This window comes from Paucibacter sp. TC2R-5 (assembly GCF_025717605.1).
GTDB classification, from domain to species: Bacteria; Pseudomonadota; Gammaproteobacteria; order Burkholderiales; family Burkholderiaceae_C; genus Paucibacter_A; species Paucibacter_A albus.
Genome location: NZ_JAJIRQ010000005.1, coordinates 307,803 through 326,450, shown reverse-complemented (window position 1 = coordinate 326,450; position 18,648 = coordinate 307,803). Strand labels below are relative to the sequence as shown.

General features: G+C 62.0%; 20 protein-coding genes. 9 read left to right on the top strand and 11 right to left on the bottom strand.

Annotated elements, in window-relative coordinates; translation table 11 throughout:
• Positions 1-3 precede the first annotated feature (3 nt).
• Together LNV08_RS14095 and LNV08_RS14090 are read left to right on the top strand one after the other, a co-directional pair.
• Positions 4-828, top strand: a complete 825-nt coding sequence (locus LNV08_RS14095; RefSeq protein WP_263534354.1) for a transporter substrate-binding domain-containing protein — start codon at positions 4-6, stop codon at positions 826-828.
• A 68-nt stretch (positions 829-896) separates the two neighbouring features.
• Entirely contained in the window at positions 897-2,108 is a 1,212-nt protein-coding gene (locus LNV08_RS14090) for an alpha/beta hydrolase family protein (protein WP_263534353.1), read from the top strand.
• Between the two features lie 7 nt (positions 2,109-2,115).
• Here the strand turns inward: LNV08_RS14090 and LNV08_RS14085 are convergent, their stop codons facing one another.
• Together LNV08_RS14085 and LNV08_RS14080 are read right to left on the bottom strand one after the other, a co-directional pair.
• Entirely contained in the window at positions 2,116-2,514 is a 399-nt protein-coding gene (locus LNV08_RS14085; protein ID WP_263534352.1) for a nuclear transport factor 2 family protein, read from the bottom strand.
• A 2-nt stretch (positions 2,515-2,516) separates the two neighbouring features.
• Positions 2,517-3,644, bottom strand: a complete 1,128-nt coding sequence (locus LNV08_RS14080; protein WP_263534351.1) for an alpha/beta hydrolase — start codon at positions 3,642-3,644, stop codon at positions 2,517-2,519.
• 122 nt (positions 3,645-3,766) lie between these two features.
• Here LNV08_RS14080 and LNV08_RS14075 point away from each other — a divergent pair, with 122 nt between their 5' ends.
• Positions 3,767-4,681 carry a LysR substrate-binding domain-containing protein gene (locus LNV08_RS14075; protein WP_263534350.1) on the top strand — a complete coding sequence of 305 codons (915 nt, stop codon included), beginning with the start codon at positions 3,767-3,769 and terminating at the stop codon, positions 4,679-4,681.
• Positions 4,682-5,060: 379 nt separating this feature from the next.
• Positions 5,061-7,916: a collagenase gene (locus LNV08_RS14070; RefSeq protein WP_263534349.1), complete on the top strand. Its 2,856-nt coding sequence runs from the start codon at positions 5,061-5,063 to the stop codon at positions 7,914-7,916.
• Positions 7,917-7,965: 49 nt separating this feature from the next.
• Here the strand turns inward: LNV08_RS14070 and LNV08_RS14065 are convergent, their stop codons facing one another.
• The 4 genes from LNV08_RS14065 to LNV08_RS14050 form a co-directional block, all read right to left on the bottom strand.
• The gene (locus tag LNV08_RS14065) at positions 7,966-8,394 is read right to left on the bottom strand and encodes a cupin domain-containing protein (RefSeq protein WP_263534348.1); all 429 of its coding nucleotides are present in this window, start codon (positions 8,392-8,394) and stop codon (positions 7,966-7,968) included.
• A gap of 87 nt (positions 8,395-8,481) precedes the next feature.
• Positions 8,482-8,895, bottom strand: a complete 414-nt coding sequence (locus LNV08_RS14060; protein ID WP_263534347.1) for a GNAT family N-acetyltransferase — start codon at positions 8,893-8,895, stop codon at positions 8,482-8,484.
• A 35-nt stretch (positions 8,896-8,930) separates the two neighbouring features.
• Positions 8,931-9,239, bottom strand: coding sequence for a hypothetical protein (locus LNV08_RS14055; RefSeq protein WP_263534346.1), 309 nt, complete (start codon positions 9,237-9,239; stop codon positions 8,931-8,933).
• Positions 9,240-9,272: 33 nt separating this feature from the next.
• Complete coding sequence (locus LNV08_RS14050) at positions 9,273-9,692, bottom strand: VOC family protein (protein WP_263534345.1); 420 nt, start codon at positions 9,690-9,692, stop codon at positions 9,273-9,275.
• Positions 9,693-10,018: 326 nt separating this feature from the next.
• Here LNV08_RS14050 and LNV08_RS14045 point away from each other — a divergent pair, with 326 nt between their 5' ends.
• From LNV08_RS14045 to LNV08_RS14025, 5 genes are all read left to right on the top strand, one after another.
• Positions 10,019-10,228, top strand: coding sequence for a DUF2892 domain-containing protein (locus LNV08_RS14045; protein WP_263534344.1), 210 nt, complete (start codon positions 10,019-10,021; stop codon positions 10,226-10,228).
• Positions 10,229-10,232: 4 nt separating this feature from the next.
• Positions 10,233-10,814: an RNA polymerase sigma factor gene (locus LNV08_RS14040; RefSeq protein WP_263534343.1), complete on the top strand. Its 582-nt coding sequence runs from the start codon at positions 10,233-10,235 to the stop codon at positions 10,812-10,814.
• Positions 10,815-10,816: 2 nt separating this feature from the next.
• Positions 10,817-11,173: a hypothetical protein gene (locus LNV08_RS14035; protein ID WP_263534342.1), complete on the top strand. Its 357-nt coding sequence runs from the start codon at positions 10,817-10,819 to the stop codon at positions 11,171-11,173.
• A 168-nt stretch (positions 11,174-11,341) separates the two neighbouring features.
• Positions 11,342-11,725 carry a SirB2 family protein gene (locus LNV08_RS14030; protein ID WP_263534341.1) on the top strand — a complete coding sequence of 128 codons (384 nt, stop codon included), beginning with the start codon at positions 11,342-11,344 and terminating at the stop codon, positions 11,723-11,725.
• 95 nt (positions 11,726-11,820) lie between these two features.
• Complete coding sequence (locus LNV08_RS14025; RefSeq protein ID WP_263534340.1) at positions 11,821-12,489, top strand: class I SAM-dependent methyltransferase; 669 nt, start codon at positions 11,821-11,823, stop codon at positions 12,487-12,489.
• Position 12,490: 1 nt separating this feature from the next.
• Here LNV08_RS14025 and LNV08_RS14020 read toward each other — a convergent pair whose 3' ends face one another.
• From LNV08_RS14020 to LNV08_RS14000, 5 genes are all read right to left on the bottom strand, one after another.
• Entirely contained in the window at positions 12,491-13,510 is a 1,020-nt protein-coding gene (locus tag LNV08_RS14020) for a tetratricopeptide repeat protein (RefSeq protein ID WP_263534339.1), read from the bottom strand.
• A 112-nt stretch (positions 13,511-13,622) separates the two neighbouring features.
• Entirely contained in the window at positions 13,623-14,234 is a 612-nt protein-coding gene (locus tag LNV08_RS14015; protein ID WP_263534338.1) for a glutathione S-transferase family protein, read from the bottom strand.
• A 57-nt stretch (positions 14,235-14,291) separates the two neighbouring features.
• Positions 14,292-15,299 (bottom strand): SDR family NAD(P)-dependent oxidoreductase, encoded by a 1,008-nt coding sequence (locus tag LNV08_RS14010; RefSeq protein ID WP_263534337.1) that lies wholly within the window; start codon positions 15,297-15,299, stop codon positions 14,292-14,294.
• Between the two features lie 35 nt (positions 15,300-15,334).
• The gene (locus LNV08_RS14005) at positions 15,335-17,035 is read right to left on the bottom strand and encodes an alginate export family protein (protein WP_263534336.1); all 1,701 of its coding nucleotides are present in this window, start codon (positions 17,033-17,035) and stop codon (positions 15,335-15,337) included.
• An 81-nt stretch (positions 17,036-17,116) separates the two neighbouring features.
• Positions 17,117-18,580 (bottom strand): peptide MFS transporter, encoded by a 1,464-nt coding sequence (locus LNV08_RS14000; RefSeq protein WP_263534335.1) that lies wholly within the window; start codon positions 18,578-18,580, stop codon positions 17,117-17,119.
• Positions 18,581-18,648 lie beyond the last annotated feature (68 nt).

The following is an 18,648-nucleotide window of genomic DNA, read 5'->3' as shown; positions in this document are numbered from 1 at the left end:
TGCTTGGCCGAGGTCATGGTGATTCGGCACGCCTTGGCGCAGGAGCAAAACGCCAAGGTCTTGACCTATGAGCAAGCAGTGCTGAAGCTTTTGCTGGACAAAACCATCCCGTCCCACGGCCCTTACCGGCTGCAGCCCAGCGAGGTGGTGTCGCAAAGCCGGGCCTTTTTGCAACTCGCAGCGGGCGAATTGGAGTTGCTGAGTTCGATGACTTCACAAGCCCGCGAAGCCCAAGGCATCCCGGTTCGGGTCTGCCTTTACCGTGGCCTCCTGGGTGTTCGCTTGCCTGTCGCGCTGAGCAGCCGGCGAGAACAGATGGAAGCCATCAGCAGCCCGAGTCAGGCGCAAGCGCTGAGCATCGGGCAAGTGGCGGATTGGCCCGATGCCAAGATCCTCAGCGCCAATGGCTGGAAGGTCGAACGCATGGCGAAGCTAGCGCCCTTCCCCGAAATGCTCAAGCGCGAGCGCATCGATCTGTTTGCGCTCGGAGCGATCGAGGTCTTCCCCATTGTTGACGCGCTGCCGGGCCTGACCGTGCTGGACCAATGGTTGATTGCTTATCCTTCGGCCTTTTACTTTTTCGTCAGCCCGCAGTCGCCGGCGCTGGCCGAGCGCTTGCGCAAGGGCTGGGAGTTGGTGCTGGCCGATGGCAGCTTTGAGGCCTTGTTCGACCATTGGGTGGGCCCGCAACTGCTGCGCGCCAAACTGGCCGAACGGCGTTGGTTGATTCTGCGCAACCCCGATCTGCCGCCCGCCACACCGCTAGGCGATGCGCGACTGTGGCACCCACTGGTGCGCAGCCGTCTGTTGGACGCGGCCTTGCATTGAGGCGCTATCCTTGGCCGGTTTTTGTCGCTGCTCGCCGCCCCACCGCCTTCCGTCCAAGACTGAGATCCATGCCGAAAAATAGGTCCCCCCGATTCGCCTGCTCGCTGCTCTGTGTTCTCATTTGCGCCTCGGCTGTCTTGGGCTGCTCCAGCCCGAGCCAGAAGCACACGCCCTATGGCCCGCCGCGCCAAGACGCCTCGGCCGCCCAGCAACGCGCACTGGACTTGGCCGAGCGTGGCTATAGCGGCGCCCCCAGGCCGGCCAGCACGCAGGCGACAGCGGTGGAGCTCGCGGTCGCCAGCCAACAATGGGTGGTCCATGGCGAGCCGCTGTCCGTGACTCTGGCTGCTCCGCAGGGTGGCAGCCAAAGCTTGCCGCTCTTGGTCTATTTGCCCGGCCTGGGTGAGTCGGCCAATGCCGGTGCACATTGGCGTTATGCCTGGGCACGTGCGGGCTATGCGGTACTGAGCTTTCAAGCCCTGGAGGCCGACCAGACGGCCTGGTCATCGGCGCTGGCTCGCTCGGCCGACTTCAGCGCGCTGGCCTTGCAACACCAGCAGCCCCACCTGCTGCAAGCAAGGCTGCATGCGCTGCAGGGGGCGATTGCCGAGCTCGGCCGGCGCGCCGCAGCCGGCGAGGCGCTGTGGTCGCGGGTGGACCTGAGCCGCGTCGCAGTGGTCGGTTATGACCTGGGCGCGGCCACGGCGCTGGCCTGGGGTTCCAGCCTGGGGCCACAGGCCGCTGAACCGGGCCGAGGCGCCCGCGCCGTCATCATGCTGAGCCCCTCGGGCGTGACGCATGCTGATGCCGAACGGGCGCTGGCCACCATGCCCCCGAGGCTGCCGCTGCTGGCGATCAACTCGCGCCGCGCGGCTGACCTCACCGGCCTGCTCAACTCGGCGGCCGAGCGCACGCGCTTCTTCGAGCAATTGCCCGCTGACGCGAACAAATATCTATTACTCCTGAACAACCCCAGCCATGCCGCGCTGGCGGGTGCCAGCGGCATGGCTGAATCACCGGAGGAGCCGGCCGGTCGGGGCATCAGCCGACGCCCACAAAGCCAGCCTGCCAAGGGCTCGGGGCCGCAGAACGCCATCATGAGTGCCGCACCGCCGCCCACTTTGCTGGACAAGGGCAACCAGGAAGCCGGCGTCGTGGTTGAGCACATCAGCATTGCGTTCCTGAACACGCATCTGCGGGCCGACCCCCAGGCCCAGAGCTGGTTGCAGCAATCGGCCGCCGTCTGGTTGAAAGGTTTGGCGGAATGGCGCTTGCGCTGAGCAAGCGTCAAGCCCGATCGCCAAACAAAGCAGCGAGCCTGGCCTCCCCGACAATGAACAGCCCAGAACGAATCAGCCCGCCGCCCACTTCGTAGATGGCCACCATATCGATCTCGCCCGGCCCCTCGGGGAAGCTGCGGGTGATGGTTTCATGGTCGATCACCGTCGCCCCGTCGGCGGTTTTCAAGACCGAGCGGCTGAGCAAGCGGGCATGCAGATTGGTTTCGGTGAATCGCTCGGTCATGCGGGCGCGGATTTCCGCGTGGCCGCTGGCCAGCAAGACGCCGGGATAAGCATATTGCTTGGCGTCCGTTGCATAGGTCGCGAGCCAAGCATCCATATCGCGAGCGTTGTAAGCATCCAGCTGGGCTTGGACGACGAATTCAGGCGCTGGGTGATTGGACATATTCAGTTAGCTCTGCTTTGCATAAATTCGCTGACGGCCTTGGCCCAGGCCGAGGGCTCTTCGGCAAATGGCCGATGGCCGGAATGCTCGAACACCACGGCGCTCGCTCCCGCGCTGGCCACCAGGGCCTGCTTCATCTCCATCATCACACTGGGCGGCGCCACCGCATCAAAGCGCCCGGTCAGCAACAGGGTCGGCGCGGTGACGGCCTTCAGCCGAGGCAGCAATTCGACCCCTTGCAGCGTGCCGCCAACCCGCCACTCCGGGTCAGGGCCCAGCATCGCCAAATACACCGTCTTGTTCATCGCGTCACGCGGGTCGCCGCTGGCGACCGCCTTGGGGCGCTCCGCCGCACGATTGGCCCAGTACAAAGGTTCAAACACAGCGCCGATCAAGTCCTGCGCCTGGGCGCTGCCGGTCAGCTGACCCTGCTCGTGCAGCACCAACAAGCGCTGCCAGCGCTCGGGATCATGCCGCTGTAACCAAGCCTTGAAACCGTCTATCTGCGCCTGCCAGCTCCGCTCGCCGTGCAAGGTATTGCCCAGAATCAAATGGTCCACCGCCTGCGGGTACTGCGCGGCATAAGCCTGAGCCACCAGGCCGCCATAGGAATGCCCATACAGCGCCAGCGTTTTCACGCCCAAAAAGCGGCGCAGATGCTCGATGTCTTGCGCATCCCGCTCCACCGTGTAGCGAGCGGGGTCGGCCAGCCTCGCCGAGCGGCCCCGGCCGATATTGTCAACAAGGACGATGTTGAAGTCCTTGGCCAGCGGCAGGAAGCGGCTGCGCAGGCCGTAACTGCTGCCGCCCGGCCCACCCGGGATGACCAGCAGCACTGGGCCCTGGCCAATGCTGGTGTAGGCCAGCAAGCCGTCGGGTGTGGCCACTTGGTGTTCGCTCCAGGCGGCGAGCTGGGCAAGCTCAGCCGACTTGGGCGTCGAAGACAGCGCGCTCACCCGCAGCAACTCGCCGGCCCGCGCCGCTGCGGCGCCGATTTCGGCATTCGCCTGCGGGTCCACTTGCGCATGCGGCAAGGCCGCCGCATCGGTGGCAAAGACCCTTTGCAATTGAGTACTCGCTGCCAAGGCGGCAATCACGAGGGTGGCGATCATCAGGCGGTGCGGGCTCATGCGCGGGGGCTCCTTCAAGGCGGGGAATGCTGAGGTCAAATCACTTGCTGGGCATCGTAAGTTTTCAATAACCGACTGAAAAGCGCGAATTTCCACCCGTTATGGGTAGTTAAACTTACCAAATGAGTAATTCACCCCGTCTGCCGCTGCAATACCTGGCCGCCTTTCGAGCCGTCGCGCGCCTGCAAAATGTGCGCGCCGCGGCCGAACAACTACACCTGACGCACAGCGCCGTCAGCCAGCAAATCCGCGCGCTGGAGGCGCAGCTGGGTTTCGCATTGTTCGAGCGGGCCGGCCGCGGCATCCAGCTCAATGCCGCCGGCAGCGCTTTGCAAGCCGCCGTGGAGCGCGCCTGGGCCGAGCTGGATCTGGGCCTGCGCGCCGCCAGTGCGGCTGACGGCAGTGCCATGCGCAGCCTCAACATCACCTGCACACCCTCGTTTGCGCAGCGCTGGCTAATGCCCCGCCTGAGCGGCTGGCGGGCCGCGCATCCAGACATCAGCCTGAAACTGTTCACGCTGCAGCGCGTGATTGATCTGGAATCAGAGGGCTTCCACCTGGCCTTGCGTCAGGGCGCGGGGCCTTGGCCGGGTTTGGTCAACGAGGTGCTGATGGAGTCGCGCCAGATCGTGGTGGCCGCGCCGGCCTTGGCGCAGCAACTGGAAGGCGCCAGCTTGCAGACCTTGGCCGATCAAGCGCTGCTCGGAGACGCCGAGCAATGGACGCAGTGGTTCGCCCAAGCAGGCCTGGCCTGCAGCATCTTCCCGGCGGCCAGCTTCAATGACGGCGGCCTGCTGGTGCAAGCCGCTGAGCAAGGCATGGGCGTGGCCTTGGCGCGCGAACTGCTGTGTGCCGATGCGCTATTGGACGGTCGCCTGCGGCGCTTGCCCGGCCCGACGCTGGAAGGCGCCAGCCAGCGCCGCTATCACATCGTCTACCCGCCGGCCTTGCGTGAGGAGCCGGCGCTGCGCATGTTGTGCGACTGGCTGCATGCGGAAATGAACGAGTCGGCGCGGCGCTTGAAGGGACTCGTCTAAGGCGACGATTCACGCCAGCACGGTGAATCGCCACCCCCAGCCTTTTCCTCGGTCCCTGTACCCGACGATGGAGCAGAAACTGCAGCCCCCAGGCACGGGTTTGGCACGCGCTGGACACAAAGTCAAGGCCACTCGTGGCAAGCCACCCCTGTAAGACCTGACAGTGTGGGCCCAGCCCATCCGCTCCTACAGTCGGCGCAGCTCTTGTGTTGATATATCAGAAAAACATTTGAGCAAACCAGGCAGCGACAAGGCGCCTGAGTCCACCCCCTCCCCGGGGTGCCCTCCCCTTCAGTGAGCAGGAGACTTTGTGAAAACACATGGCAAACAATCGGCCGGCTGGCGCAATGTAATCAGCGCCATCAACGCAGTCTGCGCAATGTCCGTCGCAGCGGCAGTATTCGGCACGGCAGCGCATGCGCAAACCGCAAACGAGCAACTCGGCAGCAGCAAGAGTGAATCCAAGCCGCCTGCTGTTGCCGGCAGCACGGAGTCGCAACTGAGTGGCGCCCACAATCAAAAGCGCCCTTTAAGCGCTGCCGAATTGCGGCCTAACGCGCCCAGCGAACTCAGCGCAAGGATGAAATACGGCGGCCAAGAAGCGAGCCTCAAAACGCTGATGCAGCGCCCGTCCATGCGGGCAGAAAACCAGTCCAAAGCTCAGCTACAGGCGCAGGCACAAGCTCAGCCCGCAAAAGGCGCCGCAAATGCGGCAGCCGCTGCCGCTGCCAGCTGTGATTTGCAATTGTTTGCCACCTCATCCGGCGCCAGCTTGGTGAATGCAGTGAAGGCCAGCAGCACCGACTGCGTCGGACAACTGTTCAGCCTCACCGGCAGTGCTGCCGGCCAAACGCTGAACGAAGCAAAAATGGTCAGCATTGCGGACGCGTTTCGAACGGTAGCCTCAAGCTATGACGGCAGCAACGCCAACAGCGCGATGCAGCTGATTCTGTTCTTGCGCGCCGGCTATTACGTCAATTGGTATTACAGCGCCGACACCGGGCCTTACGGCGCGGCCTTGAAAACCGCAGTGCGGGCAGCGCTGGACGCCTTTGTCAACAACGGCAATTTCAGCTTGGTCAATAACACGCATGGCGAAATACTGGCCGAGTTTGTGACCTTGATTGACAGCAGCTCAGAAAATGCCCGTTATTTAAGCTCGGTAGTCAAACGCTTGCTGGATAACTACAACAGCAGCTTCAATAACTACTTCTGGATGCAAAGCGCTGTCAACAACACCTTCACCATTCTTTTTCGCGGCCATGACAATGCTGCTTTCGCAACGCTGGTGCAAGCAGATACATCGATCACAGACACGCTGTACAACTTCATCAATAACAATTTCAATGCACTTGGCGGCAGCGCCGATTATCTCGTTACCAATGCCGGGCGGGAACTCAGCCGCTTTTTAAAATACACCGAAGGCTCAGCACTCAAAAATGCCACCAAGCCCAAAGTCAAACTGATACTGGATCGCAGCAATGTCACCGGCAACACCGCCGCACTATGGGTTGCGGTCGGCGGCAATGTGGACTATTACGACAAAGCCAATTGCAGCTATTACAACCTCTGTGACTTTGTCGCTCGCATCGACAGCAATGTTTTGCCGATCAAACACAGCTGCAGCAGTACCTTGCGCTTGAAGGCGCAATCCCTGACCGCGGCTCAACTGAGCGAGGCTTGCGCCATCGTCGGCGCCGAAGAGGGTTACTTCCACACCCAAGTCGCCAGCGGAAAAGTGCCGGTCGCAAACGACAACAATACCCAGCTGGAAATGGTCATCTTCAGCAGCAGCAAGGACTATAAAGCCTATGCGGGTGCGCTTTTTGGTATTGATACCAATAACGGCGGCATGTATTTGGAAGGCAGCCCAGAAATCGCCGGCAACCAGGCGCGCTTTATCGCCTACCAAGCAGAATGGATGTTGCCGAAATTTGAGATCTGGAATCTGACACACGAATACATTCACTACCTCGATGGCCGATTCAATATGTATGGGGACTTCGGTGCCGCCACCGGCGTCAATTCGGTATGGTGGATAGAAGGTTTCGCTGAATATATGTCCTACTCCTACCGAAAGCTCGACTATGTGGATGCGCGCAATCAAGCCGCAGCGAAAACCTATGCCTTGAGCACCATCTTCAAGAACGACTACAACTCCGGCACCACCCGCGTTTATAACTGGGGCTATTTGGCCGTGCGTTATATGTTCGAGAAGCAACGCAGCAAGGTCGGCAATATTCTGGGCTATTTCCGGCCGGGCAATTACGCCGGCTACACAAGCTATATGAATGGCGCCGCGATGAGCGCCAGCATGGACGCCGGCTTCAACACCTGGCTGACATGCGCCGCTGACGCCGCCCTGCCCAATTGCGCGGACACCACGCCGCCGGCCAATGTCTTGCCGGTGGCCAGTTTCAACAACGCCATCACCAACTTGCAGGTCAGCTTCACCGACACCTCCACAGACAGCGACGGCACGATTGCCTCTCGTTTGTGGAATTTCGGCGATGGCAGCAGTTCAACGGTCGCCACGGTCAGCCACAGCTTTGCGGCTGCGGGCAGCTACACCGTCAGCCTGACCGTGACCGACAACAGCGGCGGCAAAGCCACCGTCTCCAAGCTGCTGACTGTGCAAGCCAGTTCGGGCAACGCGCTGCCGGTCGCCAAGTTCAGCAGCAGCGTCAATGGCTTGAGCGTCAACTTTGCCGATCAATCCACCGACAGTGACGGCAGCATCAGCTCGCGCACCTGGACTTTTGGTGACGGCACAAGTTCGACCCTGGCCGCGCCGGTGAAGACCTACGCGGCAGCCGGCAGTTATAGCGTCACGCTCACCGTCACCGACAACAAAGGCGGCAGCGCCTCCAGCACGGCCACTGTTGTGGTGCAAGCCGGCACGCTGCCCGAATGCACCGGCGCGGCCGAAGCCTTGGGCAAGAACTGCGTGAAAAGCAATCTCTCGGGCGGCGCGGGCAGCCTGAAGTACATGTACGTGTACATCCCGGCGGGCACGACGGCGATCACCATCTCGTCGGCGGGCGGAAGCGGTAACGCGGACCTTTACGTGAACACCAGCACCTGGGCCACCTCGACCGCCTACAACTATCGCTCCATCGGTGCCAGCAACGCCGAAACCATCACCATCACCAACCCGCCTGGCAATAGCTATATCTACATCAGCCTCTACGGCAAGACGGCCTACTCGGGCGTCCAGGTAAAGACGCAGTACTGAAGTCGGAAGCCAAGGTCTGGGCCATATTGGCTTGGCCTTGGTTAGCCGATCAAAGACCAGCCGATGGTGCCGAGGCGGGCGAGGCCAGAGGCTGGCCTTTCTCGACCACATAGACGCCGACCAGCTTGGCCGTTACGCCACCTTCGTTGCGTGCACTGTGCACGACGCCGGCCGGCACCACAAAAGCCTGGCCCGTCGCCACATGGCGCGGCGGCTGACCGGCGATCAAGAGCACCGCCTCGCCCTCCATCACATAACTCATTTCGTCACCGGGATGGGTATGCCAGCCGGCCACGCCGCCCGGCGCCACTTCGACTCGCGCGATCACCGCCTGCCGGTTCGGCACCGACACATCGGCGGTGGCGACCACGGTGCGACTTAGAGCGGGGGCGGGGGCCGGCGCTTGTGCCAGCAAGAGTGCGCTTGAACCCAGCAGGGCCAATCCGGCCGCCAGTAGTTTAAGAGTCTTTGCGTTCATCGAGCAGTGCCTTTCAAATCAGTAGAGCGGCCGGGCCTCGCCCGCCCGGGCTGACTATATCGACCGCAGCCCCAGAGGCAAAGCGGCTTACCCTGCCGGCTTGAACTGCATACCAGGAGCATCATCTGGTCGGCTGACAAAGCCGTGGCGCTGGTAGAACGCCGACTTTCCCTTGGCGCAAAACAACTGGATATCGTCCAGCCCGGCAGCCTGGCAATCCGCAATGATGGCGCCCAGCAAGGCCGCGCCGACGCCTTGGCCCTGGAACTCTGGGCGCACAATCATCTCGGTGATGAAGGCGTGCAGATGCCCGTCGGAGATCGCGCGCACAAACCCGACCAATTGCCCCTCGGCATAGGCCGCGCGCGCCCGCCAGGAGCCGGCCAGTGCAGCTTGGTAAAACGCAGTGTCGCGCGAAGCCGGCCCCCAGCCTGTGGTGTCGTAGAGCGCCTTGAAGGCGTCGGCCGTGGGCAGTTCACTGAAGAGTTCGAATTGAGTCATGGCTAAGCTGCATTCGCGCGAAGAATCGGCGAACTTTACCGAAGAGCCGGGCCGGCCCTGGAGAGTTCAAACGGCTCACCCGCATGCAGGCGCTCAATCAAACGCAATAGACCGACCCGACCCGCCTCGGGCGCCAAGAGAATCATCAAACCGGCGCTGAGTTGGCGCACCCAAACTGCGGTGAAGCTAATCCAGCCCCCATAGGCTTCGCCCACAAGGCCGCCGATCAGGTTTACATGCGAATCGCGCGCCGCGACAAACATCGCGTCGAACAGTCCTGTCTGTACGGTGTTCCTTGTCTGCCTATCTGGGTCTTGCTCGACCGCGATCGAAATGAGCTTCATGAATTTGCTGCCAATGATTCGCGATTGATTCAATCAAGCTTGAGCGTTGCGCCCCAGCCCCAACTGCGATGCCAGTTCGGCGTAGTCATAGCTGGTGATCTCAAAGGGATTGCCGTCGGGGTCGTTGAAGTACAGCGACCATGAGACTTGGTGGTCCTCCAAGCTCACGGGCACTGGCAGCGCCGCCGCCAAATGCGCCCGCCAGGCCAGAAAGTCGCCGGCATTAGCCGCCAGGGCGATCGTCGATCGGCAGCGCTCGGGTTGCCGCTCGAACAAGGCAAGATGAACCATGCCTGACCGGTCAGACAGGGTCAGAGGGCCGCCGTCCGCCGCCCAGAACTCAAGGGCTTTGATCCGGCTGAGGCCCAGGACGGTGCCATACCAGGCTTCGGCCGCCGCCCGATCGGAGACGAAAACATGGATGTGGTCAATTCTCTGCAGTGCTGGAAGCATGATTTCTCCTGATGTGAGCAAGGATTCTCGGACCCTTTAGCCCGGCTCGCGGAGGGCCATGACAACTGAGGTGCCGAGCAGCGCCTTGCTTCTTAAGCGATTACAAAGCCGTGCGAATGAATTCGCGCAGCTTGTCCTTGGATGGGCAGCGCCGCCAAGATCGCGCGAGCGTTGGCCAAGAGGCGGACGAGGCGCCAAACGGTTCAGCTTTGGTGAATTTTCTTTACCGAAAACTTTTTCAATCTTTTTCGCTCCCTTTTGAATCCTTTTCGAAGCACTGCGCCTCTAGGTCTAGGTCATCCACCTGAACCTAGGACTCTTTCATCATGTTCTTCCTCAAACGCAATCTACCCACCTGGGAACGCGCCCTACGCATCGCCATGGGTGTGGCCATCACCGCGGCCATACTCGGCGGCCTTACGACAGGCATCGTGACTTACTTAGCCATCGCCACCGCCGCCACAATGGTGCTGACCGCCTTCGTCGGCTTTTGCCCGGCCTGTGCGATGGTTGGCCGCCGCTACCTGGAGAAATAGACCGATGATCGCTGCCAAAGCGCAATTGATTGAAGCCGCTGCGCGGGGCGAAGCAGGTGCCGTTTCAAGCCTGCTGAGCGTCTGCCAGCCGGACCTGAAACGCTTCGCCCGGCGTACTTGCTCCACCACCGAGGATGCCGAGGACGCTGTGCAAATCGCGCTTTGGCAGCTCTACCGCAAGATTGGCGCGTTGCGCACCGCCGCCACCTTTGCCACCTGGATGTTTCGGATCGTCGAGCGCGAGTGCTACCGACTGTTCCGCCTACGCAGCAAGGCCGAGGATCTGGACGAGTTGGCGCCGCAAGACATGCCAGCCGCAGCGGCCGTGCCCACCGATCTGCGGCTCGACCTGGTGCGCGCCATGGAGCGACTCACCCCGCCCTACCGCGAGGTCTTGTTGCTGCGCGATGTGCATGAGCTGACCGCGCCGGAAGTGGCCGCGCAACTGGGGCTCAGCCTGGAAGCGGTAAAGAGCCGCTTGCACCGGGCACGCGCGCAGGTGCGTGAGCATTTGATGGCCAGCGGCTATTGGATGAAGGACGGCGCGCTCGAGCCGCGCTCCTTCGAAGTCAACAAGGACGCTTAAACATGTTTTGCAGCAGTTCGGTTTCTCTTCACCTCTTGCGCGGCGCGGCAGCTTTTGCGCTGATCGCCGCCGCCTTGATGCTCAAGGGTTTGGGCGCCATCGGTTCCGGCTTGGCACTGGTCGGCGCCCTTTTGCTGCTGCGCGGCTGCCCGATGTGCTGGCTGATGGGTTTGTTTGAAACTATCGCCAAAGGAGACAAGCACAGCAGCAGCGTCTATTCAAGCGAGCAAAGCCGAGCGCGCAGCGAATGCCTGAGCAAGAGCTCGGCCGCAGAGCCTGCCGATTGCCAAAAACCCGCTCGACTGTCTTTCGAAGTCGACAAGACCGAGCGCGAGAAAATCAAAGGATCACAACTCTAACGATTTGGTACAGCGGTTTGGTAGAGCGGTTTGGCACAGCGGCTTGCTGCTGCGGCTTGTTCAAGCGCTTCTCCCAAACACATCAAGCTTCGCCACTCATGGCAAGCCCGGCTTGACAGCGGGAGGCCCACTGGCCCAAGCTATCGCCCGAACGAGAGGTGCGAGGCCATGGGCTATTCCTTTGATTTTCAGATGGGTCAGATACACGCCGTGCTGGCCTGGGCCAGCGTGGTGATGTTTTTGGTGCGCGGTCTGCTCTTTCAGTTCGGAGCACCCTGGGTGATGGACGAGCGCGTGCGCACGCTGGTGTTTGGCATCGACTTTTTGCTGACCATCACCGGTCTGAGCCTGTGGGTGCTGCTCTACCTGAACCCGTTCTTGCGTGACGGCTGGCTGCTGGCCAAGCTGCTGGCCCTGGCGGCCTACACCTTCAGCGCCCATATGGCGATGGGCAGCAACCGTTTCCACCTGCCGGCCTATTTCGTCTCGCTGCTGCTCTTGGCCTATATGGTGGCGGTGTCGGTCAAACGCAGCCCTTGGTTAGGTCTTTGACAGATAGCTTGCGGCCTGCCGTCTTTTCCGACGATCGAGTCATGGAGCGGTCGCTACCGTATTGACTTCTGTGATCCCGGCAAACGGAGACCCGCATGAGCTCAGCGTCCGGCCCGCAACAGGCCACCAAAACCTACCAGGACATCGTCCCGGACTACCAGACCTATCTGGGCTACCAGACGGACAAATGGGCCTCGCATGAGATCTCGGTGCCCAAATGGGAGCTGGGCCAACAGCGCTACCTCAACGCCACCTTTGCCGACCTGCCGCACGATCTGCGCATTGCCGACATTGCCTGCGGCGACGGCGTGGGCCTGCGCCACTTCAAAAGAATGGGCTTTACCAATCTAGTCGGCGTGGAACTCAACCCCGCCAAGCTGGAGATGGCACGGCAAAGCGGCTACCCGGTGATGGAATGCGATATGCATGATCTCGGCTGCTTTGAGGACGGGGCCTTCCACATCGTCTACTCGTCCCATTCGCTCGAGCATGCCTACGAGCCGGCCAAGGTGCTGGCCGAGTTTCACCGCATCTTGCATGCCGAGGGCGCACTCCTCGTCGTGCTGCCCTACCCCGATCCGGGCAACTGGAACGACGAAGCACACGGCGCCAAATACGAGCTCGGCACCCCGATCGAAGACGAAGGGGCCACCGTGATTCGCTACTTTGAAAGCGCTGGCTTCAAGCTGCTCAAGGTCAGCTTTGACAGCTACCGGGAGCCCGAAATTTGGCTGCAGTTCACCAAGCAAGTAGCTGAGGCATAGCTCAGCTCAGCTTGGCCAGGCTCTTGCGTGCGGCCTCAACGTTATTGGGGTTAGCATTCTTCTTGGTGAGGAAGCGCTCATAGGCGGCCTTGGCTTGCGGCTTGTCGCCCTTGGCCAGCAAAGCGTCACCCAGGCGGTGATCGATAGGCAAATCATCCGCACCTTCGAGCGTCCTGGCGCGTTCGAACAGCCGCACCGCCTCGTCGGCCTGACCCATCTCGGCCTGCACTCGCCCCAGCCCATAGACGCCGGCCGCCTGAGCAGGCTGCTCGCGCTGCAGTTGCTCGAACAAGCTCTTGGCCTTGGCGAAGTCTTTATCGTCCTTCAGGTAATGCGTGGCCAGCTGCAAATAGGCGTTGCGTGATTCGTCCAGCAGTGTCGCGTCTTTGGCGGGTTTGAGCGCCAGCAACTCGGCCTCCATCTCGGCCCATTTCTTGCCCTCGGCGGCAATGTAGATGCGGATGATCCGAGCCTGCTCGGGCTGGCTGTTACGCACCGCCGCCTCCAGCTCTCGCGCCTTGGCGACGCTGCCGCCCAGCATGCCTGGCGCAAACAAATAGAGCTTGGCCAGTTGGATGCGCGCCATCGCCTGCGTTGGCTCCAGCTCCAGCGTGCGGATCAGCGCCGCCTTGATGTCACCCAGCATCGAGGCCATCTTGAACATGCCGGCGCTGCCCATCTGCACATTCAGGCTTTGTGCCGTGACCAGCTGACACACCGCCACCGTCGGATGCTGCTCGACACAGACCTTGGCCTGCTTTGCGCCAGCCTCGACCCGCTTGCTGTCGCTTGGATCAAGCGAAGACAGCGCCAGCGACAAGGCCGCGCTGGCCTCGGCATCGGCCGGATTGGCCTTCAGCCGCGTCTGCGCCAAACGCTCAAGCTCGGCAAACTTGTTCGCGTCCGAGAGCGCGTCGAGTTCCTTGTCCTTGAAGATGGTGGCCTGAGCCGAGCCCAGCGCCGTCAGCAAGGTCAGTGCAGCCAGGAAGGTACGTGAACGGCCTTGGATTCGAGTTTGCATGGGCATAGGGTCAGGGAGTGGGTCAATGCCGGCGATTGTGTCGCCCGCCTCTGCGGGCAGCCAAGCTTGTGCGACGAATTGCCGATTCCTTGGCTTGAGTTGATCTGAACGCTCAAGCCCCGCTGCGCAAAATCGCCTTTTTGTAAGCGGGCCGCCCCTCCAGCATCGCGACAAAGCGGCGCAAATTCGGATAAGCCTCGGCCGGCGCGCCTTTGATCGCGATCTGCGCGACGAAGGACAGCTGCACATCAGCACCGCTGAGCTGATCGCCGACAAAGTAGTCCCGCCCGGTCAACTCACTCTCCAGATAGCCCAGATGATTTTGCAACTCGCTGCTGATGCGCGGCTGCAGCGGTGCGCCGGCTTCGCCCAGGCGCCCGACATAAAGCTTGAGCATCAGCGGCAACATCGCCGAGCCCTCGGCATAGTGCAAGAACTGGCTATAGCGGTTGTAGTCCGGTGTGCCGAGCACCGGCGCGAAGCGGCCATTGCCATAGCGGCGCACCAGATACTCGATGATGGCGCCCGACTCGATCATCACCAGCCCACCATCACGCAGCACCGGCGCTTTGCCCAACGGGTGAATCGCCATCAGCTCGGGCGGCGCCAAGCGGGTCACGGCGTCGCGCTGGTAACTGATCACTTCGTAGGGCTGACCCAGCTCCTCCAGCATCCAGGTGATGCGGCGCGAGCGGGATTCGTTCAGGTGGTGGATTTCGATCATGGCGAGGCCTTTGTTGCGAGTGAAGAGCTTGGAGGCCGCAAGGCCAACGCCACGTGGTCAATAGGCGGTCCAGCCGCCATCGGTCGCGTAAGCCGCGCCGGTCAGGTTGGAGGCTTCGTTCGACAGCATGAACAGCATCACCGCGACCTGCTCACCGACCGTGGCCGGGCGGCGCTTGGAGTCCGCATAGGCCAGAACGCTTTGCGTCTTGATGCTGCCCATGCCGGGGCGGCTCGCCGCCTTGCTCGCGGCCATCACCAGCTCGGTTGCACGCGCCACCATAGGCGTATCGGTCGCGGCCATATTGACCGAATTGACGCGAATGCCGTAGGGCGCATAGTCGATCGCCGCATTGCGCGTCAGGCCGGTCACCGCATGTTTGCTGGCCACATAAGCGGGGTTGCCGGCCAAGCCGGTGAGCCCAGCGATCGAGCCCACATTGACGATCGCACCTCCGCGCCCCTGCGCCACCATCTGTTTCAGTTCCGCCCGCATGCTGCGAAATACGCCGGCCGAATTGCTCAGGAACACCCGGTCCCAATATTCGTCCGAGGCTTCATGGATGGGCGCGAAGATCAGCGACTTCTGCTTCTCAAAATCAATCGGGTCGCCCGAGTACACGCCGTCCATCACGCCGGCATTGTTGATGGCCAGATCCAAGCCACCGAAGGTATCGACAGCCGTCTTGACCATGCGCTCGCAGGTCGCGGTCTCGCCGACATGGCCGGCCACGAACACCGCCTTGCCGCCCGCAGCCCGGATGCGCTCAATCGTCTGGGCGCCCAGCTCCGGTATCCAGTCGACACCCACCACATTGGCGCCTTCACGCGCGGCGCGGATCGCAGCCGCCTCACCCATGCCACGGGCGCAGCCGGTGATGAGCATGGTCTTGCCCTTGAAGCGATCGGGCGTGAACTGATCCTTTGGCACCGGCTCGATGTCCTTCACCCCGACGCCGGCTTGCGGCTTGCCTTGAAACTGCGCCGCCGCATTGCCGGACCCAGTGGCCGCTGCGCCCGCAGCCGCCAACACCGCCACGCTCTTCATCAAATCACGACGTTCCATTGCTGACTCCCTTTTGCTGTGGAAAAAAAATGGTTTCAATAACCGACGCGCACAAAGAACATGGTGCTGAGCCATGGGCTGGAATGCGCGCCCAGGCCCTGATCAATCGCTGTGCCGGCATAGGTCGCGGCCACATGCCCCTGGAACATCACGTTCCTGGAGTAGAAATACTTGGCCGTCAAATTCAACTCCTTGCCGACTTGTTTGGACTGCAACATCGACAGGGCGGGGTTGCCACCCAGATTGGCCAGCGAGTCCGCCTGGAACAGCCAGAACTGCGGCACCAGCTCGATGTTCTGCTGCGGCCTCAGCCTCGCCTGCACCCGGTGCGCGATCAGATTGGAGTCCTGAAAGATCTTGAAATGGTTGATGCCCTGCACCCAGGTCTCGCCATTACCGCCCGACAGCAAGGGGTCCCAACGCTCGAAACGCTCTGTGCCCGGCTTGTCGCCGGTGAAGCGCGCATAGCGGTAGCTGAGCGTGGGCGACCAGGCGGCCTTGGCAAATACATAGCCGAATTCGCCGAAATAGCCCTGCGCCTGCATATCGAATTTGCTGTGCGTCTGACGGGCAAATTCAGCGGCAATGAAGGGGCCTGCGCCGCCGCTGGGCGCCGGTTGCCAGCGGACACGAAAGTCCAACGCCCGCAACCCTTCGCGCTGCAACTGGCTGCTGGTGGTGTAGTAGGACGCCTGCGACTTGGGCACCCGCAGCGCCATCACACCCAGCGTGAAATCATTCAGCGCGGTGGTCTCGACATTGAGGCCCTGGATTTGCGTCTTGGAGTCCACCTCCGGCAACTCGTCCGGGTCGATATGAAAGGCTTCGAGCTTCCAGTCGTTGTAGGCCAGGCGCGCCAACACGACCTGATCGCCCGCCCAGCGCGGGTTGGACTGCAGCGCCGCCCGGTTCAAACCATTCTGGGCGGTGTTGACCAGCATCATGCCCTCGCCGACGCTGAATCGTTGCCGTCCGGCTGAGAGGTTATAGACCAAACGGTCACCTTGTTCGGTAGTGCTGCCGCCGACCAGGCCAAGGAAAGCATCTTCCAGTGCCACATGGCTGCGCGTCTTATCGGTAAACAACTCTTGCCCGACCGAGCCGCTGGCGATGACGCTGGCCCCGCCATAGACGTACAAGCTGTCTGTGAGCGGCGTGATGGCGTAGAGGCCGGCCTGCACAAAGCCTTCCAGCCATTGGCTATAGCCCTTGCCGGCAGCCTTGCCGACGGCAAAAGGATTGCCATTGAGCATCAAGTCATTGCGGCCATACCAGGCATTGTTATTGCCGTAATACATGGCCAGCGTCTCGAGCTTGGCGCGGACCAAGGTACCGTTCGACTGGTACAGGGACGGGAACTGTGGGCTGGCGTCGGCTGGCGGCGCGGCCCCGTCGGCCAGGGTCACGGCGACGCGCAGCTGAACCCCGCCGGTGCTGCCGTTGACGACTTCATGACGGGTGGCGCGAATCTCCGGCACGCGCGACAAGCGCGCCAGCGCCGCGATCAAGCGATCCTCGGAAAAGCGGCTGCTGGGGTAGGCCGCCAGCGTGCGCCGGACCAAGTCCTCGACCCGCGAGTTCAGCGCCGCGTCTGGGCTGGGATTGTCGATCGTGACCTGGACGGACTCGATTCGTTGATGTTCAAAGGGCTCGGTTCGGACCTGCGCGAGCGCGGGCAGTGGCGCGGCCAAACTGCCAAAGAGAGCGGTACAAAGAAGAAACTGCTTGCTGCGCATGAAGTGCAATGACTATTGGTTTTTGCTTGCGGGCACTATCGCATTAAGTCATTTCAGCTCAGCCCAATTCTTTGGTTTGGCTCAGGGTTTGGCCGGCTCACCAATCAGCCGGCGCAGCGCTGGGATCAAGCCCACCAACACCAGCCCCACCACCACCGAGCCCGCGCCCAGCTGCGTGAACAGCGCGCTATAAGCCGGGTTGCTGATCAAGGCCGTGCTGTCGGCCGGCTGCGCCACCATGCCGGAGAAGTCGGCCGCGAACAGCGAGGCCAGACCCGTCACCAGCATCCAGCTGCCCATCATTACGCCCTGATATTGGCGCGGAGCCAGGCGGCCGATCATCGCGTAGCCGACCGGCGAGATCAGCAGCTCGCCCACGCTTTGTAAAACATAGCTGGTGAATAGCCAGGAGAACGCCACTTGACCCTGCGCATCCGCCAGCGCGATGCCCAGCGGCAAGGCCAGGAAGCCCAAGCCCATCAGCACCAGCGAGGCGGCGAACTGCTGAGGAATATCGATCGGCCAGCCGCGCTCGCGCAGCCGCGCAAACCAGGCCGCCAGCAGCGGCCCGCCGATCACGATCACCAGCGTGTTGATGTTTTGCACCCATTGCGGCGCGATCACATAACCCCATAACTCCAAGCGCACATTGCCGACGGCGAACAACTGCAGGCCGCTGGGCGCCATCTGGTATAGCGACCAGAACATCAGCGAACCCAGAGTCAGAATCAAATAGGCCCACATGCGCCGGCGCTCGGGCTCATCCGGATGCTTGATGGTGATGAACACCAGCGCCGCTGCAACCAGGGCACAAATCCCCTTCAGCAAGGTGTCGGTGTCCTTGGGGTTTTGCAGCAGCATCCAGAGCACCGGCACCAGACCCAACAAGATCGCCACACCGGCGACAAAGCGCAGGCGGAACTGTGCCGCGCTGACATGCATCAGCGGCGTGTCCAGGTCGGCCAAGGTCTTCCAGAACAGCGCCGACAGCACAATCGCCAGCACGCCGCCTACCGTGGCGAAGATGAACAGGCTGCTGTAGCTCTCGCTCAGCTGGTAATGCCCGGCCATGGTGAAGCCGATGAAGAAGCCGATATTCATGCCGGCGTAGTTCCACAAGAACGCGCCCTCGCGGCGGCTGTCCTCGGGCGCAAAGCGCTGGGTCAGCATCATGTTCAAGCAGGTCACATTGAGGCCGCTGCCGACCAGGAACAGTGCCAAGCCCCAGTAGAGCAAGGCGCTGGTGCCCCCGGCAATCGCGGCGCAACCCAGCACTTGCAGCACCATGCCGCCGACGAAGAGGTTGCGGTTGCTCAAGAAACGCCCGCCCAGATAACCGCCGAACAAATGCAGGCCGTAATTGAAGGCGCCGAACACGCCCATCATCAGCGCGGCCTGCTCGGGCGGGAAACGCAGATGCTTGTTCATGTACAGCACCAGGCTGGAATACAGCACTGCGTAGGCCAGCGTGGAGAACATCTGCACGAAAAAGAGCACGCCGGCGCCGGCGGGGATGCGGGCCAAAAAGCTAGGTTGAGAAGACAAGGTCGATTCCAGAAGTGGCGGACGGGACGAAAAACAGGCCGGGGCCTTTCCGGGGGGCATTCTCGCGG

Bases quoted from the DNA above. Each gene is read 5' to 3' on its own strand.
- LNV08_RS14055 (WP_263534346.1), bottom strand. From the start codon at position 9,239: ATGAAGCTCATTTCGATCGCGGTCGAGCAAGACCCAGATAGGCAGACA.
- LNV08_RS14005 (WP_263534336.1), bottom strand. From the start codon at position 17,035: ATGCGCAGCAAGCAGTTTCTTCTTTGTACCGCTCTCTTTGGCAGTTTG.
- LNV08_RS14065 (WP_263534348.1), bottom strand. From the start codon at position 8,394: ATGAACGCAAAGACTCTTAAACTACTGGCGGCCGGATTGGCCCTGCTG.
- LNV08_RS14050 (WP_263534345.1), bottom strand. From the start codon at position 9,692: ATGCTTCCAGCACTGCAGAGAATTGACCACATCCATGTTTTCGTCTCC.
- LNV08_RS14035 (WP_263534342.1), top strand. From the start codon at position 10,817: ATGTTTTGCAGCAGTTCGGTTTCTCTTCACCTCTTGCGCGGCGCGGCA.
- LNV08_RS14030 (WP_263534341.1), top strand. From the start codon at position 11,342: ATGGGCTATTCCTTTGATTTTCAGATGGGTCAGATACACGCCGTGCTG.
- LNV08_RS14020 (WP_263534339.1), bottom strand. From the start codon at position 13,510: ATGCAAACTCGAATCCAAGGCCGTTCACGTACCTTCCTGGCTGCACTG.
- LNV08_RS14015 (WP_263534338.1), bottom strand. From the start codon at position 14,234: ATGATCGAAATCCACCACCTGAACGAATCCCGCTCGCGCCGCATCACC.
- LNV08_RS14040 (WP_263534343.1), top strand. From the start codon at position 10,233: ATGATCGCTGCCAAAGCGCAATTGATTGAAGCCGCTGCGCGGGGCGAA.
- LNV08_RS14085 (WP_263534352.1), bottom strand. From the start codon at position 2,514: ATGTCCAATCACCCAGCGCCTGAATTCGTCGTCCAAGCCCAGCTGGAT.
- LNV08_RS14075 (WP_263534350.1), top strand. From the start codon at position 3,767: ATGAGTAATTCACCCCGTCTGCCGCTGCAATACCTGGCCGCCTTTCGA.
- LNV08_RS14025 (WP_263534340.1), top strand. From the start codon at position 11,821: ATGAGCTCAGCGTCCGGCCCGCAACAGGCCACCAAAACCTACCAGGAC.
- LNV08_RS14080 (WP_263534351.1), bottom strand. From the start codon at position 3,644: ATGAGCCCGCACCGCCTGATGATCGCCACCCTCGTGATTGCCGCCTTG.
- LNV08_RS14060 (WP_263534347.1), bottom strand. From the start codon at position 8,895: ATGACTCAATTCGAACTCTTCAGTGAACTGCCCACGGCCGACGCCTTC.
- LNV08_RS14090 (WP_263534353.1), top strand. From the start codon at position 897: ATGCCGAAAAATAGGTCCCCCCGATTCGCCTGCTCGCTGCTCTGTGTT.
- LNV08_RS14070 (WP_263534349.1), top strand. From the start codon at position 5,061: ATGTCCGTCGCAGCGGCAGTATTCGGCACGGCAGCGCATGCGCAAACC.
- LNV08_RS14010 (WP_263534337.1), bottom strand. From the start codon at position 15,299: ATGGAACGTCGTGATTTGATGAAGAGCGTGGCGGTGTTGGCGGCTGCG.
- LNV08_RS14045 (WP_263534344.1), top strand. From the start codon at position 10,019: ATGTTCTTCCTCAAACGCAATCTACCCACCTGGGAACGCGCCCTACGC.